Genomic DNA, 21,139 nt, shown 5'->3' with positions numbered 1-21,139 from the left:
AGGGCTGACTGTGAAGCGGAAACTTGCGGCGATATTGGCAGCCGATGTCGTCGGCTTCTCACGCCTTATGGGGCGCGATGAAGAAAACGCAATTCGGCGTCTAAACCTTCTGCTTTCTGAATTGGTTCAACCCCAAATACGCGATTCCAGTGGGCGAATTGTCAAGTTGATGGGCGATGGTCTGTTGGCCGAATTCACAAGTGTGGTCGACGCGGCGGACTGCGCTGTCGCCATTCAACGGGCTATGCAGGACCGAGAACCTGACGCCCCCCACGGACAACCCATTCAGTTGCGGATCGGTATTCATCTGGGAGATGTGATTTCCGAAGGCTCCGATATTTTTGGGGAAGGCGTCAACGTGGCCGCAAGATTGGAAGCAATCGCAGAACCTGGAGGCGTCTGCATTTCCGAAGATGTATACCGTCAGATCAAAGGAAAGGTCTCTGGCAGTTTCAGGGATCTGGGCGAGCAAAACTTAAAAAACATCGAACATAAGATTGGGGCCTACAACATCGATCTCGACCCGGCGCGCCTGTCACCTGAGTTCTACGAAGTTCTGACAGGTGAGCGGTTGGAGTTGCCGGACCAACCTTCAATCGCTGTCCTGCCATTTCAAAACATGTCAGGCGACCCAGAGCAGGAATACTTCGCGGACGGAATTACCGAAGACATCATCACTGCCTTGTCGCATATCAATGGTCTCATCGTGATGGCGCGCAATTCGACGTTTGCCTACAAAGGAAGGTCTGTCGATGTAAGACAGGTCGGACGGGAATTAGGTGTTCGTTTCGTCCTTGAAGGGAGTGTCCGAAAGGCGGGGCAGCGGGTTCGCATCACAGGGCAGCTTATTGAATGTCAATCCGGCTCGCATTTGTGGGCCGACCGGTATGACCGTCAGATTGAAGATATTTTTGCAGTTCAAGATGAAATCACACGCGAAATCTCCGTTTCATTGGCGGTCAACCTTACACACGGGCAAGAGCTCAGACTTTGGGCTGATCAAGCGCCTAACTTTGAGGCGTGGGACTTGATGATGCGTGGCATCAGTGAACAATACAAATTTACAAAAGAAGGGAACCTTTCCGCGATTCAGCTTTACCGGAAAGCAGTTGAGCTTGACCCCGAGAACTCGTCATTCAAAACGGGCCTAGGGTGGGCGTTGCAAGCTGGTGCCCGCCTTGGGTTCCATCTAGACCCAAAGGCGTCAACTGACGAGGCCCAGTCAATTTGCGATGCATTGTTAAAGAGGAACGATGTCTCAGCTGATGTCTATGCACTACAAGGGTATATTTTCACAAACCAATCTCGTTTTGATGAAGCCAAAGCCTTCTGCAACGAAGCTATCGAACGGCAACCCAGTGTCTCGCTTTCTCATGCCATGCTGGCAATTGCGTACAATAGTTGTGGTGAATTTGAGGAAAGCCTGAACAGCATGCGAAAGGCCATTCGGCTGTCGCCCTATAGCCCAGACTGGTATTTCAGCCATTTGGGGGATGCCTATCGCGGATTAGGGCAGCTGGAGCAGGCAAGAACGGTTTACCGGCACTTGGAAACCCGCCTGCCTGGCACCGTGTTGTGCCAAGTCCGTATGGCCGCGATCCACGCTGATTTTGATGACACTGAAAACGCCAAGAAAGCGGTAGAGGCCGTTCTTTCCATCGATCCGCAATTTTCAGTTCAAACCTATACCGGCCACACCGTCTACAAGACTGACGCCCTGCGCAAGTTCTGGGCGGATGCTATGCTAAAAGCGGGTCTACCAGAATAACGTCGCAGTATTGCAGAGATCAGAAGATTGCTTAGGCTGCCAGGAAATTGCGCGGCGCTTTCATATGTAAATCGGAAACTTGGATCAGGCACAGTATCGACTAAGATAGATGTGATTTCACTGCCGATGCAGGGCACTATGCCGAAGGCGATGAGAAAACCTGGTCCGCGATCCAGTCGAAAACCATGCGAGGACCGCGACCCAAATTGGCCGGGTCCCGCGACATGACGTAGCCAGCGTCGCTTATGACTACGTCATTTGTGACTTTCACAAGCGAACCATTGTTGAGCAAGCCATCAATTAGGCCGATCCAACCCAACGCGACGCCATCTCCTGCCAAAGCAGCCTGTGTGACCATGTCGTAGTTGTTAAAGCTGATGTAGTTTTTCTTTCTTTCGCCTGTAATTCCCAGGTTATCAAACCATCCCTGCCAGGTTTGCCACTCGGCGGTGGCGGGTTTTGACAAACTTAGAAGTTGAACATCCAGTAGGTCTGTCGAAGATCGAATTGGTGTTATCTTTTCTAATAGCTGGGGGCTGCAAACTGCCGCGACGATTTCTTCCAATAATAGAATTTCACCAGGTCTAATCTGGCTCCTAGGTGCGACATGGATCTGTATGTCACAATCCGGGTCGTCCAGGCCTGGTGGCACGGTAGATGCCAGAATTTGAATTTCAATCTCGTCCCCAAGTTCCTCACGTAAATAGGCCAGACGCGGTAACAGCCAGAACGTAGAGAAGGCGAAGTCGGCAGAAATCCGAACCCTTGGTTTGGATTTACGTTCCAGTAATGAACCAACCGCATAGCCCATTTGTGTCATTGCTGGTTTGACCACGTTGAGAAGCCTGAGCCCTTCATACGTTAGCGAAACGCCTCGGTGTTCTCGTTTGAAAAGTACTACGCCCAGATCGATCTCCAAGCCTTTGATCCGTTGAGAGATCGAGGATTGGGTCAAGCCAAGCGCTTCTCCGGCACTTGTGAAGTTCCCGTGTTTTGCGACCGTTTCAAACGCATAGAGCGCAACAAGGTTACGGCTGAGATTGATATTAGCCTGGTTAATGTCACTCATAATTACTGAGCTACTGCAAAACCACTCGAATATGTACCAAAAACTTTGTCAAAGGGTGATTTTCCGACCCGGTTAGAAAAACATGGGACCGAGTTATGACAGACCACAGACGCAACCAGACGGTTCAGCCTGCAATGGCAATGCAGGTGGGTAGGGTTACTGAGGGCATCTTTGGATGGGGTGTCTCGTCTGCACGGTGGGGCGATTGCCATTTAACAGACTGTGCATGCAGAACCTAATTCGCCGCTTTTCTTTGGCTTCGGTTGGGCGACACGGATTGTGGCTGCTCCAAGCGCAGCATGGACATTCACGGCAGAGCAATCTGATCTTGCAATCTGCTTGATCAGCAATAGGGAGAAAACGAATATGGCAGTTAAGCCTCCACTATCGGAACTTCCGATCAAAACCGCTGACAACGGTTTTTATCGGGGGTTCAGCGTCAACGTGACGGTAATCAGTAAGATCATAATCAGTTTGTTGGTGGTCTGGTGTATTGTGTGGCCTACACAAGCTGGCAGGGTCTTGGGCGATTGGAACGCGGCCATTCTGGCTCAATTTGCCGCTTGGTACATCTGGGTCGTAACAGCTTTTGTCATCGTTTGTATTGGGCTGGCAATCTGGCCCACAGCAGGGCGGCTAAACCTGGGTGTGAAAGGTGAAAAGCCCGAATTCTCGAACTTCTCATGGTTTTCGATGATGTTTGGCGCCGGGATCGGGGTCGGAATGCTGACATGGGCCGTTGCGGAACCTGTCGCGCATTTCAAGAATAACCCATCAGTCATTCAAGGCGTCACAACCGCCCTCGAGGCGGATAATGTTCGTACCGCCTATGTCTGGTCCTATTTGCATTGGGGCCTTGGTGCTTGGGCGTGTTACGCCATTGCAGGCCTCGCGCTGGCGTTCTTTAGCTACCGCCGCGGATTACCATTGACGATCCGATCGTCGCTGACTCCGCTGTTTGGCAAGGCGCTGTCCGGTAATCTGGGTCATCTGATCGATATTGTGGCCGTTGTTGCCACGATCCTCGGCGTTGCTCAAACTCTGGGTTTCGGGGTTGAACAGTTCGTAGCGGGTCTAACGCGGATCGGTATTGGCGGGTTGGCACATGCTGATGGTTCGGCGACCACGCTTGGGATCATTGTTGCGCTTTTGGTCATCATGGGCGCCTCGACATTGTCGGCGCTGTCCGGTGTTGGCAAGGGCATCAAATGGCTGTCGAACATCAACATGGTGTTGTCGATATTCCTGCTGGGCTTCTTCATCATCTTCGGTGCCACGTTCTTTGGCGCAAGTGCTTTCTTCGTCGGGATTTGGGACTATCTGGTCGCTCTGCCGTGGCTGAGCTTTAACGTTTATGCATCTGATGGCGTCGAAGGATCGGAATCCTTCCTGCTTGCCCAATGGCAAGGCTGGTGGCCAGTATTCTACTGGGCCTGGTGGATTGCGTTCGCACCTTTCGTTGGACTGTTCCTGGCCCGCATCTCTCGTGGTCGTACGATCCGAGAGTTTGTGTTGGGTGCAATGATCGTTCCTTCGCTGATGTGTTTTGTCTGGTTTGCATGGGCCGGTGGCACAGCGATTGATCTGGAATTGAATGGCAATGCGAACGGCGTAATCCTGGATGCAGCGAATGGCGACAAAATCTTTGCCATGACAGAATTCATGCTGGCTCCGATTGCTCAAGCGCTGGCCTGGGCTATGGCGGTGGTCATCGTTGTTCTACTGATGACATTCTTGGTCACCTCGGCTGACTCTGCCGTTTTGATTGTGAATACGATCAACGCTGCAGGCGACGAAGGTCCCAAAGCACGCCCGCACATCATGTTCTGGGGTGCTGCACTGGCTCTGGTTGTTGGAGGGTTGCTGATTTCAGGCGGCACCGGTGCCATTCAGACTGCAATGGTGATTGGGGCATTGCCGTTCTCGATTGTGATGGCTCTTATGTGCATCGCTTTGATCAAGGCAATTTGGAATGATGGTCGGCGCGAGGCCGCAGGCGTTGCTTCAACAATTGATCCGGAAACCTCGACGATGCCAGCTGAATAGGCATCGCAGAAAACAATGAGGCCTTGGTTAAAATCTGGGGCCTCATTTTCCAAGATATCCTTATCCATTTTGAAATTTGCTATGCGATCGTAAACGGCAGGAATGGGGTATCTGAACTGTGGAGTGTACCGAGTCGATGAATGTCGGCTTTTGACCGTCCTGACTGGGCAGGTGGCGCTGTGACACGTGACTTTGCAAAGTCCGCATTCTGCGCATCGCAGACCTTAGTGTGTCGAGAAGCAATTTGAACTTTGGGCTCGAACCATTCGCTGAAAGAACCGTCACGGCTGGCCGATGTTCGGATGCACCGGGTGGCTGACTGAGGAGAGTGCAGCGCTCCATTTTCGCTACTTATTTTGAATTTAATACAGTCTCTGGATCGGGTGCAAAGTCCGCAATTCTTATACGTGAGATTAATTTCGGCCTGCGATGGTTGCCTGATTTTCTACATGAGGAATTGACATGACGAGACCTAGGGTCCGGATTCATAAACAGTATATGACGGTTTCCGCGAGTGCGATGGCTGAGAGGAAGACCTTGGGACAACGGTCATAGCGTGTCGCCACGCGCCTCGAATACATGAGCCTGTCAAACATAATCTCGATGCGGTTTCGCCGCTTGTATCTGCGCTTCTCGGAACCATTCGGCGTCATAGCCGCGATTCCCGAGCAGCCAATCCACGTTTGATATACTGCTGAGCAGAGCCCGAGCACCGATGTCATCACTGACTTGCCCGGCGGTAGCGAACAGGTTGAGCGGGCGCCCTTGGCTATCACATATAGCATGCAGCGCCGCCCTTGGTTCTACCGATCACGCGGTCACACCCCCCCTTTTTCGCGGCCATACTGGTCGCAGTGCGGTGTGCTTTTAGATAGGTCGCGTCAATCATGAATGTCTTCTCTTCGCCGTGCTCGGCGGCCAGACCAGCCATGATCCGCGCTAAGATGCCTTTCTCACTCCAACGCCTCCATCGGCTGTAAAGCGTCTTGTGAGGTCCGTATTCTTTTGAGGCATCTCGCCAGCGCAAACCATTGCGATTGATCAAGATAATCCTACTCAACACCCGTTTGTCATCAACCCGGGGCTTGCCGTGCGACTTCGGAAAAAATGGGACGAGCTTGGCGATCTGCTCGTCGGTTAGCCGATAAAGATCGCTCATGTCACCGCTCCGTTTTGGGAGCCATGAGTCATTTTGCGCACCGAAAATCAATGCATCCTGACCCTAGCAGCCTTCAGTCCTGTTCTCGGATCAGGCATAGCCGCTCTGGCCAAGAAGCAGCGGCTTTGCAAGCTTTACCGGAATGGCGACTGGAGCCAGGAGCTAGTCAAGAATTAACCCTGCGAGCATTCAGCTTCGAATTCAAGAAACAACGGGCGATCACTGCGCCCAAAGCTTTGGGCCAAAGACGCAAACCTTTAGGCGAAATGCAAAGCTATGGGCGCACCTACAATAAGTTGTAGGGACGCGCATAACACTGCACTGCGGCGCACGAAATTGCAGGGAAGATTCGGCGTTGCTACCAAAAACTGTGCACTCGGATTCAACCGAAACTTTGCACTCCAACTATCAGGATTAATTCGCATGCCGCAACCGTTCTTGGTCGGTGAAGCTCGCCTCTCCCATCGAAATTCCGAAGGAAGCAAACGGCCCTTGAAAGCGGCCGTTTCCATCGGCCTCATCAAAGGTCTGGTTCGAGCCCAAACCTACGGTTCTACGCAAGCCGAATTCTGCTCACAGGCCGTATGAGGTTGGTCGAACAAATTGATCATCGTGAAATTAGTGGACGGCTCTCGCATCGCAATGACGATAGTCACCCAGTTTTCTGCTTCGTGGTAGAAATTTGAGCTGACCCATTTTGTCTCGCCGAGTGCCGCATCTATTGCTGCGTTTGGATGCTCCAAATCTTCAAAGAGCCTCTTTGCTGCAGTTGCAATCTCGTTCGATACAATGCCTCCGTATGGAACAGTGTCGCTTGCGCACTGTTCGGTAGTATATTGAGCTTCAACCCCGGTGACGACTGCTAACACATTGAAACTTAATGCTTTTGGTGGGCGCTTAGGACCATCCTTCACATTCACTGTTGCGGTGTTTTGATCTAGTTCGCTGAGAAACTGAGAGACACGCGAAGCGTTGATCTCGTCAAAATCCGAGCACAAAATTAAGCTGTCAGCGTCAAGCAACGCAGATTTGCTGTAGAAAGGCGTCGGTATATCTGCCAACGCAAAACATGGGGTAACGCAAACACAGACGATAGTGGCCAGAAGATTTCTCATTGGATCAGATACTATCAAGATTGCTTATGTCTCAAGGCAAAGTGTGGGCAAGTCGGTTAGAAAGAAGCGAGGTGCGTATTCACGCCACATGAAAGTTAGCTTTGTCCGCACAGCGGACGTAGGTCCTGTTCAATTCAAGGTCCGGTTCCCGCATAAGCAGTCAGTGGGACGTCAAAGCAGACGTTGCCGCGTGCCGGCTGGTATTGGCGTCCGGTTGCAGCCGCTTTGTGGACATCCGACAAAAGTGCTCAGATGTCCGCGTTGGGCCCATTTTGCTGATTGCTGCAATGTGCAGGAATGACCGCTGAACAGGTGCCGGCAAGGGGCCAGCATTCGCTTGTCAGCTAATTCCAATGCTTGGTGGATTAATACGGTGTCCGCGAAAGCCAAATGCTTGGCGAAAATAATCAAACTAGCGGCTGATTAAACATAGCTCCGAATCCCACTTGAAATAGATTTAACCTAACATCGGAGGCGTAATCATGACTGATTCAGATACAATTTTCTTTGGCTATCATGCTGATCCATCGCGCTCCAGCTCATTGCAGGCTGCTGCCTACACCGAGCGCAAGTGGTTTGACGCAGACCTTCGCGCCATCCTCTCCAAAACTTGGCAATGGGTATGTCATGTCGAGAAAACACGTGAGCCGGGATCTTATGTAACAGTGGATATTGGCGGCCAACCCATTGCCGTTGTGCGTGATAAAGAGGGTGAGCTTCGTGCCTTTTATAATGTCTGCAAACACCGTGCGCATGAATTGCTGTCGGGGGAAGGCAATACAACGCGGATCATGTGCCCCTATCATGCTTGGGTCTATAAACTTGACGGGCAATTGGCCCGCGCACCACATACCGAAAACCTCGAAGATTTCAGGAAAGACGAGATTTGCCTCGATGCAGTGCAGGTCGAGGAATTTTGCGGCTTTGTTTTCGTTAATTTGGATCCGATGGCAACTTCTTTGTCAGAACAATCCGGCAACTTGGAAACCGAAGTGCGCCATTGGGCACCGGATGTGGATCAACTCACTTTTGGCCATCGTCTGACCTATGACATCAAATCCAACTGGAAGAACGTAGTGGACAACTTCCTAGAGTGCTATCACTGTCCTACAGCGCACAAGGATTTTTGTGACCTCGTGGATATGGATACCTATAAGGTTACGACCTACGGCATTTACTCCAGCCATATGGCTGACGCGGGCACAAGTCCGAATTCCGCTTATGACGTGTCGAATGCCACCGTGAAAACCCATGCGGTTTGGTGGCTCTATCCGACGACCTGCCTGATGCGGTATCCGGGACGGTCAAGCATGATCGTGTTGAACATCATCCCCGTTGGGCCAGATCGGACGCTTGAAACTTACGACTTCTTCCTTGAGACGCCGGAACCCGACGCGATGGAGTTGGACGCAATTCGTTATCTGGACGAAGTTCTTCAGGTCGAAGATATCAGCCTTGTCGAAAGTGTGCAGCGCGGGATGAACACACCTGCGTTCACCCAAGGTCGGATCGTCAATGACCCGGATGGTTCCGGCAAGTCCGAGCACGCCGTACATCACTTCCATGGCCTAGTCCTGGACGCTTACGCAAAAGGTGCTGCGTGACACGGCCAAACATCCTTGTGATCATGGCGGACCAATTGGCACCGCACTTCACTGGGGCATACGGGCACAAGGTTGCCAAGACACCCCACCTTGATGCGTTAGCCGCGCGCGGCATGCGCTTTGATGCGGCTTACTGCAATTCTCCACTCTGCGCACCTTCACGGTTTGCCTTTATGTCGGGCCAGCACATCAGCCGCATTGCAGCTTATGACAATGCATCCGAGTTCAGAGCCTCGGTGCCAACATTTGCGCATTACCTTAAATCGCTAGGCTACCGGACCTGTCTTTCAGGCAAGATGCATTTCGTTGGCCCAGATCAGATGCATGGGTTCGAAGACAGGGTAACAACCGATATCTACCCCGCAGATTTCGCATGGACCCCGGATTGGGAAGCGCCTGATGAGCGGATCGATAAGTGGTATCATAACATGCAAACCGTCAAGGAAAGCGGTTTGGCCCATGCGACCTTTCAGATCGACTATGACAATGAAGTTGGCTTTGCCGCCAATCGCTGGCTCTTCGATGTTGCCCGAGACAAAGCACGTGGGAACGATGCGCCCTTTGCGATGGTGGTAAGCTTCATTCACCCGCATGATCCTTACGTTGCGCGGCCCGAATGGTGGAATCTCTATTTGGACGATGAGATCGACATGCCGTCCTTTACACCCGCGACAGAGGATCAGGACCCGTTCTCGCGTCGATTGATGGATGGGATCGAAGCATCATATGTGCCGCTCAGCGACGAAGAAATCCGTCGCGCGCGTCATGCTTACCTTGCCAATGTCAGCTACTTCGACAGCAAGATCGGGGAACTGATTCAGACCCTCGAAGAGACGGGTGAGTTGGACAACACCATAGTGTTTGTAACTGCGGATCACGGTGACATGCTGGGCGAACGTGGGCTGTGGTATAAAATGAATTTCTTTGAACACTCTGCACGCGTTCCACTGGTCATGGCCGGACCGGGCGTTGTAGCGGGGACAACGCAGAATGCGGTGTCGCTGGTCGATTTGCTGCCGACCTTTATCGATATTGGCGGCGGTAATGAGACGATGATCGGAGAACCGATCGACGGCCGCAGTCTAATGCCTTTGGCCCGTGGCGAATACGACCCAGTTGATGAAGCCATCGGTGAGTATTGTGCCGAGATGACGGGCTATCCCGTAATCATGATCCGGCGCGGGCCCTTGAAATATATTCATTGCGATAGCGATCCGCCGCAACTCTACGACCTAAGCGCAGACCCTATGGAAACAAAGAATGTCGCTGAGGACCCTGACTATGCTGATGCGGCAACCCGTTTTGCAGCCGAAGTCGCCGAACGGTGGGACGGTAGTGAATTGCGAAAGAAGATTATCGCCACGCAGAAATCACGCCGCGCGTTACATGCCGCGATGGAGGCAGGTGCCAGCGTGCCATGGGATTACAACCCACCATCTGATGCAAGTCAGCAGTATGTCCGTAACAACTTGGATTGGACGGTGGCCGCTAGTCGCTACCGCTATCCGCCTTCGAAGGATTGAAACCAATGATGCTGAACGGAAAAATTGCCCTTGTGACCGGCGCGCGCGGTGGCATCGGGCGTGCAATTGTCGCGCGGTTCCTAAAAGAAGGGGCAACAGTATTTGCAGCTGACCTCACACCGGAAGGATCGTTAGACCAGCACGACGAAGATGGCAGTCATTTTGTTAAGCTGGATGTCACGCGAGAGGCAGACGCAGTTGCGGCGATGGACCATGTGCGCGCCGCACACGGAAAGTTGGACATCCTGGTGAACGCGGCCGGGATCGAGATCGAAAAAACGGTTGAAGAGACCACGCTAGAGGAATGGAACCAAAGCTTTGCGGTTAATTCCACAGGCACGTTCCTGACCTCGAAATATGCCATCCCGTTGATGCGCGAAGCGGCGAAGACAGGGAATAGCGCAAGCCTCATCAATTTTGGCTCCTACGATGGGTTCATCGCTGATCCGGGCCTTGCGGCCTATTGCGCAACCAAAGGTGCAGTACACGCTTTGACCCGCGCAATGGCTTGCGATCATGGCCCCGAAGGTATCCGCGTAAACGCCATCTGCCCCGGCTATATCGATACCCCAATGCTGCAGAGCTTTTTCAACGGAGATGGATCTGGTGGCGGCGGCGGCAATATTGAAACGCTGCAAAAGGCCGTGCGCGATGTTCATCCGACGCGCACCTACGGGACGCCACAGGACATTGCAAACCTGGTTAACTGGCTTGCTTCCGACGAAGCACGGTATGCCTCTGGTCAGTTGTGGGTTCTGGACGGGGGGCTGTCTGCACAAGTGCAGCAGATGAAACTCTGATGCCCAAATCCGTCATCATCACCTGCGCACCCACAGGGGGCATCCATACGCCGTCGATGTCACCACATCTGCCGATTACGCCCGCCGAGATCGCGACAGCAAGTATTGAAGCGGCCCAAGCCGGAGCGTCGATCATTCACTTGCATGCACGGCATCCAGAGACCGGCAAACCCGACCCCCGCCCCGAGCTGTTTCAGCAATTTTTACCTGTGATCAAACAGTCCACTGATGTGGTGATGAATGTCTCTACCGGCGGCGGTTTGGGTATGTCGATGGATGAGCGCCTGCTGGCGGCGACCTCGACTAGCCCAGAGATGGCATCTCTCAACATGGGTTCAATGAACTTTGGCATCTTTCCCATGCTGCAGAAATACACCGAGTTTCAGCATGATTGGGAACAGCCATTCCTAGAGATGACAGAGGACTTCATCTTTCCCAACACCTTCAAAACAATTCGTTACGCCATTGAAAAACTTGGTGGTGATCATGGCACCAAGTTCGAGTTCGAATGCTATGATCTTGGCCATCTCTACAACGTCAAATGGTTCGTGGATCAAGGCCTGATCAAACCGCCTTTTTTCATTCAGATGGTGTTCGGCATCTTGGGTGGCGTTGGCGCGGATGCAGACCATCTAACCCACATGCACAACACAGCGGACAAGCTGTTCGGGGCAGAGAATTACGAATGGTCTGTCCTTGCCGCTGGCCGTCACCAAATGCCTTTTGCAACCCAAAGTGCATTGCGCGGCGGAAACCTTCGGGTTGGTCTCGAAGACAGCCTGTTCATTGGCAAAGGTGAGTTGGCCAAATCTAACGCGGAGCAGGTTACGCGCATCCGATCAATCGTAGAAAACCTTGGCCTTACGGTCGCGACGCCAGCAGAAGCGCGCATGCGGCTCGCACTTAAAGGCGGCGATCAGGTTGGGTTTTGAGGAGACGCTTATGCAGACGAAAATGTTGATCAATGGCGAATTGGTCGAAGGTACCGAAGAGGCGTTGGAAATCCTGAACCCTGCAACAGGCGAAATCATCTGCACAGTAAAAGAGGCCGGCGATGCACAGACCGAGGCGGCAGTTCGCGGTTCGGCAGAGGCATTTGAGACCTTTTCGGGTACGACCCCCGCGGAACGCGCTGCGATATTGCTTCACATAGCTGAAGTTATCGAGGCGAACAGTCTGGAGTTGGCAGAACTTGAGAGCTTGGATGTGGGAAAACCCTGGCCATCGGCTCATGATGACGAAATGCCGCTGACGATCGATGTCTTTCGCTTTTTCGCCGGGGCTGCGCGCACCATGATGGGGTCTGCCTCTGGAGAGTATGTCGCGGGTCATACCTCGATGATCCGGCGCGACCCCATTGGCCCTGTCGCGGCCATCGCCCCCTGGAACTACCCGCTGATGATGGCATCCTGGAAAATTGCTGCACCAATTGCGGCTGGATGTTCGGTGGTGTTGAAACCTTCCGAGATCACGCCGCTGTCTACTCTGCGACTTGCAGAGTTGTTACAAGATGTTCTGCCAAAAGGCGTGCTAAACGTGATTCATGGTCGCGGGCTCGGCGTGGGAAATACCCTGATGAACAGCCCGCAGATGGAAGGGATCAGTGTTACGGGCTCTCCGGCGACGGGCATGGCTGCAATGCGAGCTGCTTCCCAGAAAATTAAACACGTTCATCTGGAATTGGGCGGCAAGGCGCCGGTCATTGTCTTTGATGATGCTGATCTCGATGCTGTGGCCGAGACGATCCGATATGGCAGCTACTTCAATGCCGGTCAGGACTGCGCACAGCCTTGCCGCGTGATGGTTGCAGATAGTGTTTACGACAAACTTGTGGCCGCGATTGCCGATCAAGTTGGCCAGATCCAGACTGGTGCACCGAAAGCTGAAGGAACGGAAATGGGCCCGCTTGTCTCTGCGGCACAGCGGGATCGTGTGGCTGGTTTTGTCGATCGCGCACGCTGCAGCTCTGAAATCGTTTCCGGTGGGGCGTCTGGCGAAGAAGACGGCTTTTTCTACCAGCCGACAGTCATTGCCAATGTCGACAACACTGCAGAGATTGCCTGCAACGAGGTATTTGGACCTGTTGTAACTGTCTCTCGTTTTTCCGAGGCAGAAGATGCGTTGAAGATCGCCAACAACGGACCTTACGGGTTGGCCTCATCGGTTTGGACACGAGATGTTGGGAGAGCAATGCAAATGACGTCCAAGTTGCGCTATGGATTCACCTGGGTAAACACGCATGGGGTTGCGACCCCCGAGATGCCATGGGCCGCGATGAAAGGCTCGGGCACAGGCAGTGATATGTCGGTCTATGCATTGGACGCTTATACTGCGATCCGTCATGTCATGGTGGCACACTGATGCGGTTGGCTGGAAAACGCGCCTTTGTCACAGGCGGCAAGCAAGGCATTGGGCGGGGCATTTTTGAGGCGTTCATGGCTGAAGGGGCCGCTGTCACTACCTGCGGGCGCGGCCCTCAACCAGTTGATCTGCCGGAAAATGTAGTTTGGTACACACTGGATGTGTCTGACGCCGAAGCGGTTGCAGAGATCGTCAGTATAGTCGGTGGAACTGATATACTTGTAAACAACGCCGGCGTTCAGGTCGAAAAAACTGTTACCGAAAGCTCGGACGCGGATTGGGACTTAGTGATGGGCGTAAATGCGCGAGGCGTTTTTAACTGTTGTCGTGCCTTCATTCCAGAAATGTCGCAAGGTGGCTCGATCATCAACATCGGTTCGATCTCGGGAAATGCCGCGGACCCATCGATGGCGCTCTACAATGCGTCAAAAGCGTTTGTGCATGGGCTCACACGCTCTATTGCAGTGGACCACGGACCAGCGGTGCGCTGCAATGCGATCTGCCCGGGATGGATTGAAACAGGCATGCTGGACGCAGCGTTCGACCTCGCGCATGACCCGGAAAAGGCCAAATCCGACGCGCTGGCTCGCCACGCGGTCAAACGCTTTGGCAAACCTGCCGATATTGCCGCGATGGCTGTGTGGCTGGCTTCTGACGACTCGTCTTTTGCAACCGGCCAGTTGTTCACGGTGGACGGTGGCCTGACGGCGGCCTCCCCCCTTAATCCGGGACTGTTATGATGTCAGAAATTGAAAGAACCGCCATTCTTGGAGCCGGTGTGATAGGGGCAAGCTGGGCCGCGTTGTTTCTCGCCTCGGGCCGTAGCGTGACGGTCTTTGACCCCGATCCGAATACCGAAGCATCCGTTCGCTCTTATGTCGAAAAAGCCTGGCCGGCACTGGACGAGTTGAACCTCACAGATAGGGCCACACCCGACGCTATCACTTTCGTTTCAACCGCCGAGGCGGCTGTCCAGGGCGCGCAATTTGTTCAGGAGAACGTGCCAGAAAGACTGGCAATTAAGCATTCGACCTATGCCGGGATTGAGCCAGAGTTGAACCCTAACGCAATAGTTTCAAGCTCAACTTCCGGCCTGACGCTTGAAGCTTTGCAAGAGGGATGGCGCGATCCCAGCAAATTGATCCTTGGTCACCCATTTAACCCACCGCATCTCATCCCATTGGTCGAATTGACCATCAATGATTCCACCGGTTCAGATGTCTTGGACCGCACAGAAGCTTTCTACAAAGACATTGGTAAGATCACGATCCGGATCAAGAAAGGCATGCCAGGACATGTCGCGAACCGTTTGCAAGCCGCAGTTTGGCGCGAGGCCGTTCATATGGCGGTCGAAGGTGTTGCCAGTGTCGAAGACATCGATAAAGCGATGTGGGCTGGCCCGGGACTGCGATGGGCGGCGATGGGTCCGACAACCCTTTTTCACTTAGGCGCAGGCGATGGTGGCCTGCAGGCTTTCTGTGACCATTTCAAAGACACATTCAATGGCTGGTGGGACGACCTGGGCGACCCTCGTCTTGATGAGGATGTCATCAATAAACTGGTCGATGGCATTAACGATCAAACTCAGGGGCAAAGTACCGAAGAGTTATCAGCGCAACGCGACAAGATGCTTACAGCGATGCAAAAAGCTACCCAACACCTTCGGACTTGATGTCGGGATTGAACATTGGCCAAGCGCGAAACTCGAACGGGGTGCGGCCTTCAATGCGGTCCGCACTGGGTGTCAATCCAAATCGTTTGCGGTATGCCCGGCTGAAATGAACCTGTCCATTAAACCCTGATGCTTCCGCAATCTCGCTGAACTTAAGCTCAGTTTGCGTCACTAATCCGCGCGCGCGATCAAGGCGAATGTCGCGGTAATACTCGATCGGCGACTTATGGACATATTGCCGAAACAATCGGCTAAGTTGCCGTTGCGAAATCTTCAACCTCGCTGATATTTCAGGGATCGACAAAGTGGCTTCCAAGTGCGCCTCCATCAAATCGATCGCGTCCCTTACCACTCCAGAGGTGACGTAACCCAGCGGCTCCATGTCTTTGGGGTTCTGTGATTGGCCTTCTCCGCGCACATTGTGATGAAAAAGGTATCGAGCAGATGCATTGGCGATACTCTCACCAGCGACAGAATGTACAAACCGCAATCCCAGATCGGTTGCTGCAGAACCCCCGCAACAAGTGAAAATCTTTCCATCCATAATAATCATGTTCTCTGACACGGTGGTGTCATGGGCCGTTTCGGCAAAGGCGTCGATGTGTTCATAGTGAACCGTTGCGGTCTTTCCTTTGAGTAGTCCAGCCGTCGCAAGTACAATCGCGCCGGTATCCAAACCACCAACGATTGCTCCACCCGATTCCCATTTCTGTAGGGCTACCTTGAACTGAGGTGTCCCGTGACGCTCAGGTGTCCAACTAGTACTCACCAGAACCATCCAAGGCTTGCGCCTCACCACCTCCGCCAATGGGGCAGTGTCAACGACCAAGCCACTGCTGGATTCAATTGGACCACCGGGGTCTGAGACATAGGTCCAAGAAAATCGAGCTGAACCCGTCAGGTAATTTGCTACTCTGAATGGATCCACGAAAGACGTTGTCGCCGAAACATTAAAATGCGAACTCACCAAAACAACTATGTCTAACTTGCGATCTATTGGCTGCGTCATGGCCGATTTTGTAAAACAGCGTCCAAAATTGTCAATTATGTTCCGGAAATACGCAAAAGACACCAAAGGGCATTGTCAGAGGAAACCGGCTTGAGGCGGGTAGGGTGGTGTCGTCGCTTCGCGGGATGACAAGACGCTCGCGCTTCCACTACTTCAAAACCAGCCCTGAGATCATCCGCCTGATGTTGATGATGTATGTTCGATTTCCGCTGTCACTTCGCAACGTCGAAGACCTGCTGCCTGAGCGTGGCATTTGCTATTCATGCCCCAGAGCCTGCCCGTTTTCGTCAAAAAAGTGCAGTTTGTCGGTCGGGAAGTGCAGACCAATCTTCGCCCCAGGCTTAAGGTCCGTATCACCGTTAAGTCGGACGGTTACCTTTTCTTCCACGCCGCAATCAACAATCAGGAAAGTGTCTGCACCCAGGTATTCGATCACCTCGATTATCCCATCACTCTGACCCTCACCCGCGGCAACCACCTCGATGTGTTCAGGACGAACACCCAACTTCTCGGCAACACCTGGCAGAGCAAAATCACCGCTTCTGCCGTATTCCAGGGTGTAGCTGCCCGCTTGGGTGGAACAGGGAAGTACATTCATCTTCGGGCTGCCGATAAACTGTGCGACGAACAGGTTGGCCGGGTGTTCGTAAAGCTCGCGAGGCGTACCTACTTGAGCGATTTTGCCGTACTCAAGAACAACAATCCGGTCGGCGAGAGTCATTGCCTCAACCTGATCATGCGTGACGTAGATCATCGTGCGCTTGAGGCTTTGGTGAAGTTTGGCGATCTCATACCGCATCTCAACACGAAGCGCTGCATCTAGGTTTGAAAGCGGCTCATCGAACAGGAACGCCGTCGGATCGCGTACGATAGATCTTCCGATCGCCACCCGCTGCCGCTGACCGCCAGACAGGTCCTTTGGCCTGCGCTCAAGGAATGGTCCCAACTTGAGAACCTCGGCGGCCCGGTTGACCTGTTCGGCTATCTCGACCTTAGGTACCCCTGCAACTTTCAGAGAGAACCCCATGTTTTCGGCAACCGTCAGGTGCGGGTATAGCGCATAGGATTGGAACACCATCGTCAGCCCGCGTTTTGAGGGCGGATGATCTGTGACGTCGCTGTCACTTATCAACAGAGATCCGCGCGAGATGTCCTCGAGCCCACCAATCATGCGCAGCAGGGTAGATTTCCCACAGCCGGACGGGCCGACGAAGACAATGAACTCACCTTCCTCGATCTTGAGATCTACGCCCTTGATAACCTGCGCCGAGCCGAACCACTTTTCGACTGACTTTAGTTCGATGCTACCCATCAGGCCCTCCCTGCCCAGTGAAGCCAGACGGCGGCTGTCCAGGTGAATGCCTGGCCACCCGCAGGGCTGCCGGTTTTTGGGTCGAAGTACTCTGCGAACCCATAGCCCGATATCAGTTCGGCAGTTTTCTGGCGCAGCTGTTCTGCCTGTTGTGCATGCCCCATATCCGCCAGGCCAAACCCGATCATCATGTTCATGAAAGCCCAGGTCGGACCTCGCCAGTATCGACGTGCGTCGAATTTCGGCATATCCGGATCATAGCTTGGAACGGGGTAAGGCACAGTTTCCAGTACTGATTTCAACCCTTTAAGCATCCGATCAGACTCCATGCCAGCGTACCAACACAAGTATGACGCGTTGGAAATACTGTCGGCCATCTCTCCGGTATGCGCGTCACGGGAGTCGAAGCTCCCTAGGTCATCGTTCCAAAGCGAACGCGCGCCGGATTCCAGCTTTTCAATGTCCTCACTCAGGCCCTCGGCCTCCAGTTCGAGCTTCTCGCTGATCATCAGCAAGTCCCGTGCAGCGCGAAGCGTGGTGAACGTCATAGTGGGATCGGCGACGCGGAACGGGTTCAGGGCCAACAGGGCTTGTTGGTCCCATCCCGCATCTCTGCCGATCTGAACCAGCTTGATGTACCGGTCGTAGTCGAACTTTGTGGGTCGGTCGTCGCTGTTCACGTGGCTGGTGTCGCGGCGCTGGTATTCCCCAACATCCGATGCATCCATGCGCGCCATGGAGTTGTCCCAATCAGGTGCGTTGTCGCGACCTGCCTCCCACGGATGGGTCGTGCAAACGGCACCGAATTCATCAAGGCGCCATTTCATGATCCAACGATGCCACGCCAACAATTTAGGGAATAGCTCCTTCATGCGAGCATCCCCAAACGCGGTATCCTGTTCCCAGATTTTACGTGCCATGGTCGCAGCAATGGGTGGTTGGATGATGCCCGAAGACGGGATCGGGCCATTGCATCCCCAAACATCGGGGCCGGGGAAATACCCTTCATCCTGCTGGTGGAACAGGATATGCGGAACCATGCCGTCTTCCCATTGCCCGGTGAACAGCGTCTCGATCTCAGTCCAGGCGCGGTCGAGGTCGAACTGGGCAAAGCCAAGCGCGGCAATCGCGCTGTCCCAGTTCCACTGGTATGGATACAGCCCCTCGGTAGGAATGGTGTAGCCGCCGCGATCGTTCGCAATCAGGATATTGCGCGCCTCGCGGTCGGGGTTCGTTTGTTGGTTCATCTGTGTCATCCTTTGACAGACCCCGCTGTGAGGCCCTTGGTCATGAAACGTTCAAGCCCCAGGAACAGCGCCATGATAGGAACGGTGGCGATCACCGCACCGGCCATCAGGTGCTGACGGGGAATTTCTGAGGAGTTCAACATCGTGACCCCTCGGGTCAGAGTGAATTTCGACGGGTCGTCCAGCAGCATGAATGCCAGCAGGAATTCATTCCACGCGATCATGAAGACATAGAGCGAGACTGAGGCCAGCGCGGGCAGGCTGAGGGGCAGGGTGATCTTCCAGATCACCGCCAGGCGCGACAGACCGTCCATCAGCCCGGCTTCCTCCACCTCGGTCGGCAGGCCCCGGAAATAACCTTGCAACATGTACAGGGCCACCGGGATCGTGGTGACCGGATAGATCATGACAATCCCGAGGATCGAGTTGCGCAGCCCTGTCAGCGAGAAGGCGATATAGATCGGTAGTGCCAGAACGATCATCGGCACCATGTAGATCAACAAGATCGAACGCGAGAACGCCTTTTGACCCTGAAACCGGAACCGAGCAACCGCGTAAGCTCCGGGCACGCTGAACAGTAGCGTGATGAATACGGTCAGGACCGAGACATAAAGCGAAGTCCATAGGTATGTACCGAAATTGAAGTCACGGAACAGCTCGGTGTAGCTGCGGAACAGATCGGTGCCCTGGGACAAGTCGACCGAGAAGTCCAACGGGTTCTGTAACAATGCCTGCTGAGACTTCAGGCTGGTCATGACCATCACGTAGAACGGGATCACGACGATTGCCGTGAAGAATATGTACCCGAACCCTGTGAAGAAGCGGATCACCGCCTCTTCGTATTCATGGCGCGTGAGCTCTCCGATTGGCGTTTCTTTAAGGATCGCCGCCAGGGAAAGGTGCATGACGACGGTCATGGCGACAACTGTGACCACAATAGCCTGCAGGGATGTGTCCGAGCCGATCAGAACCGGACCAAACCCGGTCAGCCCGGACAGGCCCAGAAACGCCGATATACCGAGGCGGGCCGGAGCATGCTGCGCAGGAAAGCGGACATAGACCAAACCGGCGACTGCACCCCAGACCAGGCAGAGTAGAACTTGTGGGCGAAAAGCGGCCCCGGTTGAAAACGACATGGTAATTGCCACCGTGGTTGCGATCACGACTAGCCAGATTGCGCCCAGTACCGGGGCAGTAAGATACCCTTTGCGCATCACAGACCCTCCTCACGGCTGATGAAGCGGAAGAAGACAAAGCTGAAGGCGATCAGGCACACCAGGATCACAACGGCCACCGCCGCACCGGCACCGATGTTCGAGATCGCAAAGGCTTGTTCATAGACATTCACGGTAAGCGTGCGGGTGCCCGCATTGCCGCCGGTCAGCAGAAAGATGTCGTCGAACTTGTTGAACGTCCAAATGAAGCGAAGCAGGAACAGCACTGATAGAATGCCCAACATTTGCGGGATGCTCAGCAGCCAGAACTTCTGGAACGGCGAAGCTCCGTCCATATCCGCCGCCTCATACATGCTGGAGTCGATGGACTGCATCCGGGCCAGGATGAACAGGAACGACAGCGGGAAATAGCGCCAGATTTCGAACACGGTGACCATGATCAGCGCCAATGGGCGTTCACCGAAGAAATTGATTGGCTCGCTGCTCAGCCCCATCTGCACTAGCAAAGCGTTAGCGGAACCTGAGAAAGGGTCAAACAGCGTCACCCAAGTGAATGCGACGGCGATGACGGGGGCGACATAGGGGAACAGGTAGAGGCCACGGATGAAGCCTTGTCCCCTAAAGCTTTTGTTCAGCAATAAAGCGGCGAACAAGCCCATGACCAAAGCGCCAATCGTGCCGAAGACTGTGTAGAACAGCGTGACCCAGAGAACGCCCCAGAATTCAGAGCCATCAAAGACGCGGGCAAAGTTTTCCAGGCTGAACTCAAGGTTGGTCAGAACGTTTGGCCCGCTTCCTGTGAGGCGAGGCTCGGATTCTTCGACTAAATCCTCGAATGCTTGGAGATCTCCGTCGACCGTGACCGGGATGCGGATACGCTCACGCTGGCCGCCGTCCAAGGTTCCGAAATCGCAGAACAAATTCTTCCCGTCCAGAACACAGGGTGCCGTGACCTCGCCCACAGCAACGCCGTCGGGCAGCACATCACTCAGGGTCACGCCTTCAACGGCGATTTCCTGGCTGGAGTTGCGCAGGCGGTATTCGATCCGCAGATCGTCACCAGAGCCGCGCAGGCTTTCACGGACAACTGGAGCAGGCGGGCGCAGGTCGGAAAGGGTAAACGGTTTGAAGCTGATCCAGATGATCGCCAGCAAGGGCAGGATCACCACAAGCGACACGCTGATCACGGTCGGAGCCAGCAGCGCCCAAGCCAGACGCGCCTCGCGTTTGGCAAGAGCCCCGGTTCCGGTCGGTGGGGTGGCCGAAGACATGGAATACC

16 protein-coding genes and 2 pseudogenes are annotated in these 21,139 nt (G+C 53.9%); 10 read left to right on the top strand and 8 right to left on the bottom strand.

Annotated features, from left to right (window positions below; translation table 11 throughout):
• Positions 1-34 precede the first annotated feature (34 nt).
• Complete coding sequence (locus tag AC2FLJ_RS03830) at positions 35-1,768, top strand: adenylate/guanylate cyclase domain-containing protein (protein WP_496699844.1); 1,734 nt, start codon at positions 35-37, stop codon at positions 1,766-1,768.
• A 136-nt stretch (positions 1,769-1,904) separates the two neighbouring features.
• Here the strand turns inward: AC2FLJ_RS03830 and AC2FLJ_RS03825 are convergent, their stop codons facing one another.
• Complete coding sequence (locus AC2FLJ_RS03825) at positions 1,905-2,837, bottom strand: LysR family transcriptional regulator (RefSeq protein WP_496699845.1); 933 nt, start codon at positions 2,835-2,837, stop codon at positions 1,905-1,907.
• A gap of 366 nt (positions 2,838-3,203) precedes the next feature.
• Here AC2FLJ_RS03825 and AC2FLJ_RS03820 point away from each other — a divergent pair, with 366 nt between their 5' ends.
• Positions 3,204-4,883: a BCCT family transporter gene (locus AC2FLJ_RS03820; RefSeq protein ID WP_282121420.1), complete on the top strand. Its 1,680-nt coding sequence runs from the start codon at positions 3,204-3,206 to the stop codon at positions 4,881-4,883.
• A 485-nt stretch (positions 4,884-5,368) separates the two neighbouring features.
• On the opposite strand, the pseudogene AC2FLJ_RS03815 reads toward AC2FLJ_RS03820, so the two are convergent.
• Positions 5,369-6,042 (bottom strand): annotated as a pseudogene (locus tag AC2FLJ_RS03815) (IS5 family transposase).
• A gap of 545 nt (positions 6,043-6,587) precedes the next feature.
• Positions 6,588-7,157, bottom strand: coding sequence for a hypothetical protein (locus tag AC2FLJ_RS03810; RefSeq protein WP_496699846.1), 570 nt, complete (start codon positions 7,155-7,157; stop codon positions 6,588-6,590).
• 482 nt (positions 7,158-7,639) lie between these two features.
• On the opposite strand from AC2FLJ_RS03810, the gene AC2FLJ_RS03805 reads away from it, so the two are divergent.
• From AC2FLJ_RS03805 to AC2FLJ_RS03775, 7 genes are read left to right on the top strand one after another with little or no spacing between them, the layout of a single operon-like run.
• Positions 7,640-8,761, top strand: coding sequence for an aromatic ring-hydroxylating oxygenase subunit alpha (locus AC2FLJ_RS03805; RefSeq protein ID WP_496704475.1), 1,122 nt, complete (start codon positions 7,640-7,642; stop codon positions 8,759-8,761).
• Positions 8,758-10,284, top strand: coding sequence for a choline-sulfatase (betC, locus tag AC2FLJ_RS03800; RefSeq protein ID WP_496704474.1), 1,527 nt, complete (start codon positions 8,758-8,760; stop codon positions 10,282-10,284). Before AC2FLJ_RS03805 ends, betC begins: the two co-directional genes overlap by 4 nt.
• A 5-nt stretch (positions 10,285-10,289) precedes the next feature.
• Positions 10,290-11,084 (top strand): SDR family NAD(P)-dependent oxidoreductase, encoded by a 795-nt coding sequence (locus AC2FLJ_RS03795; RefSeq protein WP_496704473.1) that lies wholly within the window; start codon positions 10,290-10,292, stop codon positions 11,082-11,084.
• A complete protein-coding gene (gene kce, locus AC2FLJ_RS03790) occupies positions 11,084-12,016 on the top strand; it encodes a 3,5-dioxohexanoate:acetyl-CoA acetone transferase (RefSeq protein ID WP_109312331.1) in 933 nt (310 codons plus the stop codon). The genes AC2FLJ_RS03795 and kce overlap by 1 nt, the downstream gene beginning before the upstream one ends.
• Before the next feature lie 10 nt (positions 12,017-12,026).
• The gene (locus tag AC2FLJ_RS03785) at positions 12,027-13,445 is read left to right on the top strand and encodes an aminobutyraldehyde dehydrogenase (protein ID WP_496704472.1); all 1,419 of its coding nucleotides are present in this window, start codon (positions 12,027-12,029) and stop codon (positions 13,443-13,445) included.
• Positions 13,445-14,185, top strand: coding sequence for an SDR family NAD(P)-dependent oxidoreductase (locus tag AC2FLJ_RS03780; protein WP_496704471.1), 741 nt, complete (start codon positions 13,445-13,447; stop codon positions 14,183-14,185). Before AC2FLJ_RS03785 ends, AC2FLJ_RS03780 begins: the two co-directional genes overlap by 1 nt.
• Positions 14,185-15,117, top strand: a complete 933-nt coding sequence (locus tag AC2FLJ_RS03775; protein ID WP_496704470.1) for a 3-hydroxyacyl-CoA dehydrogenase NAD-binding domain-containing protein — start codon at positions 14,185-14,187, stop codon at positions 15,115-15,117. The genes AC2FLJ_RS03780 and AC2FLJ_RS03775 overlap by 1 nt, the downstream gene beginning before the upstream one ends.
• On the opposite strand, the gene AC2FLJ_RS03770 is transcribed toward AC2FLJ_RS03775, so the two are convergent.
• Entirely contained in the window at positions 15,095-16,126 is a 1,032-nt protein-coding gene (locus AC2FLJ_RS03770) for a GlxA family transcriptional regulator (protein WP_496704495.1), read from the bottom strand. The two genes, AC2FLJ_RS03775 and AC2FLJ_RS03770, sit on opposite strands and share 23 nt — an antisense overlap.
• 125 nt (positions 16,127-16,251) lie before the next feature.
• Between AC2FLJ_RS03770 and AC2FLJ_RS03765 the strand changes: the two are divergent.
• Positions 16,252-16,380: pseudogene (locus AC2FLJ_RS03765) on the top strand (IS6 family transposase); the annotation flags it as partial.
• A gap of 2 nt (positions 16,381-16,382) precedes the next feature.
• Here AC2FLJ_RS03765 and AC2FLJ_RS03760 read toward each other — a convergent pair.
• Genes AC2FLJ_RS03760 through AC2FLJ_RS03745 form a run of 4 tightly spaced genes read right to left on the bottom strand, consistent with a single transcriptional unit; the run spans position 16,383 to position 21,131 of the window.
• Positions 16,383-17,438 (bottom strand): ABC transporter ATP-binding protein, encoded by a 1,056-nt coding sequence (locus tag AC2FLJ_RS03760; protein WP_496704469.1) that lies wholly within the window; start codon positions 17,436-17,438, stop codon positions 16,383-16,385.
• On the bottom strand, positions 17,438-18,685 hold the full coding sequence (locus AC2FLJ_RS03755) for an MGH1-like glycoside hydrolase domain-containing protein (protein WP_496704468.1): 1,248 nt from the start codon (positions 18,683-18,685) through the stop codon (positions 17,438-17,440). Before AC2FLJ_RS03755 ends, AC2FLJ_RS03760 begins: the two co-directional genes overlap by 1 nt.
• A 5-nt stretch (positions 18,686-18,690) precedes the next feature.
• Entirely contained in the window at positions 18,691-19,899 is a 1,209-nt protein-coding gene (locus AC2FLJ_RS03750) for a carbohydrate ABC transporter permease (protein ID WP_496704467.1), read from the bottom strand.
• Positions 19,899-21,131 (bottom strand): carbohydrate ABC transporter permease, encoded by a 1,233-nt coding sequence (locus AC2FLJ_RS03745; protein ID WP_496704466.1) that lies wholly within the window; start codon positions 21,129-21,131, stop codon positions 19,899-19,901. Before AC2FLJ_RS03745 ends, AC2FLJ_RS03750 begins: the two co-directional genes overlap by 1 nt.
• Positions 21,132-21,139 lie beyond the last annotated feature (8 nt).

Source organism: Ruegeria sp. CDSA034, assembly GCF_059612275.1.
This window is presented reverse-complemented; position numbering and strand designations above follow the sequence as displayed.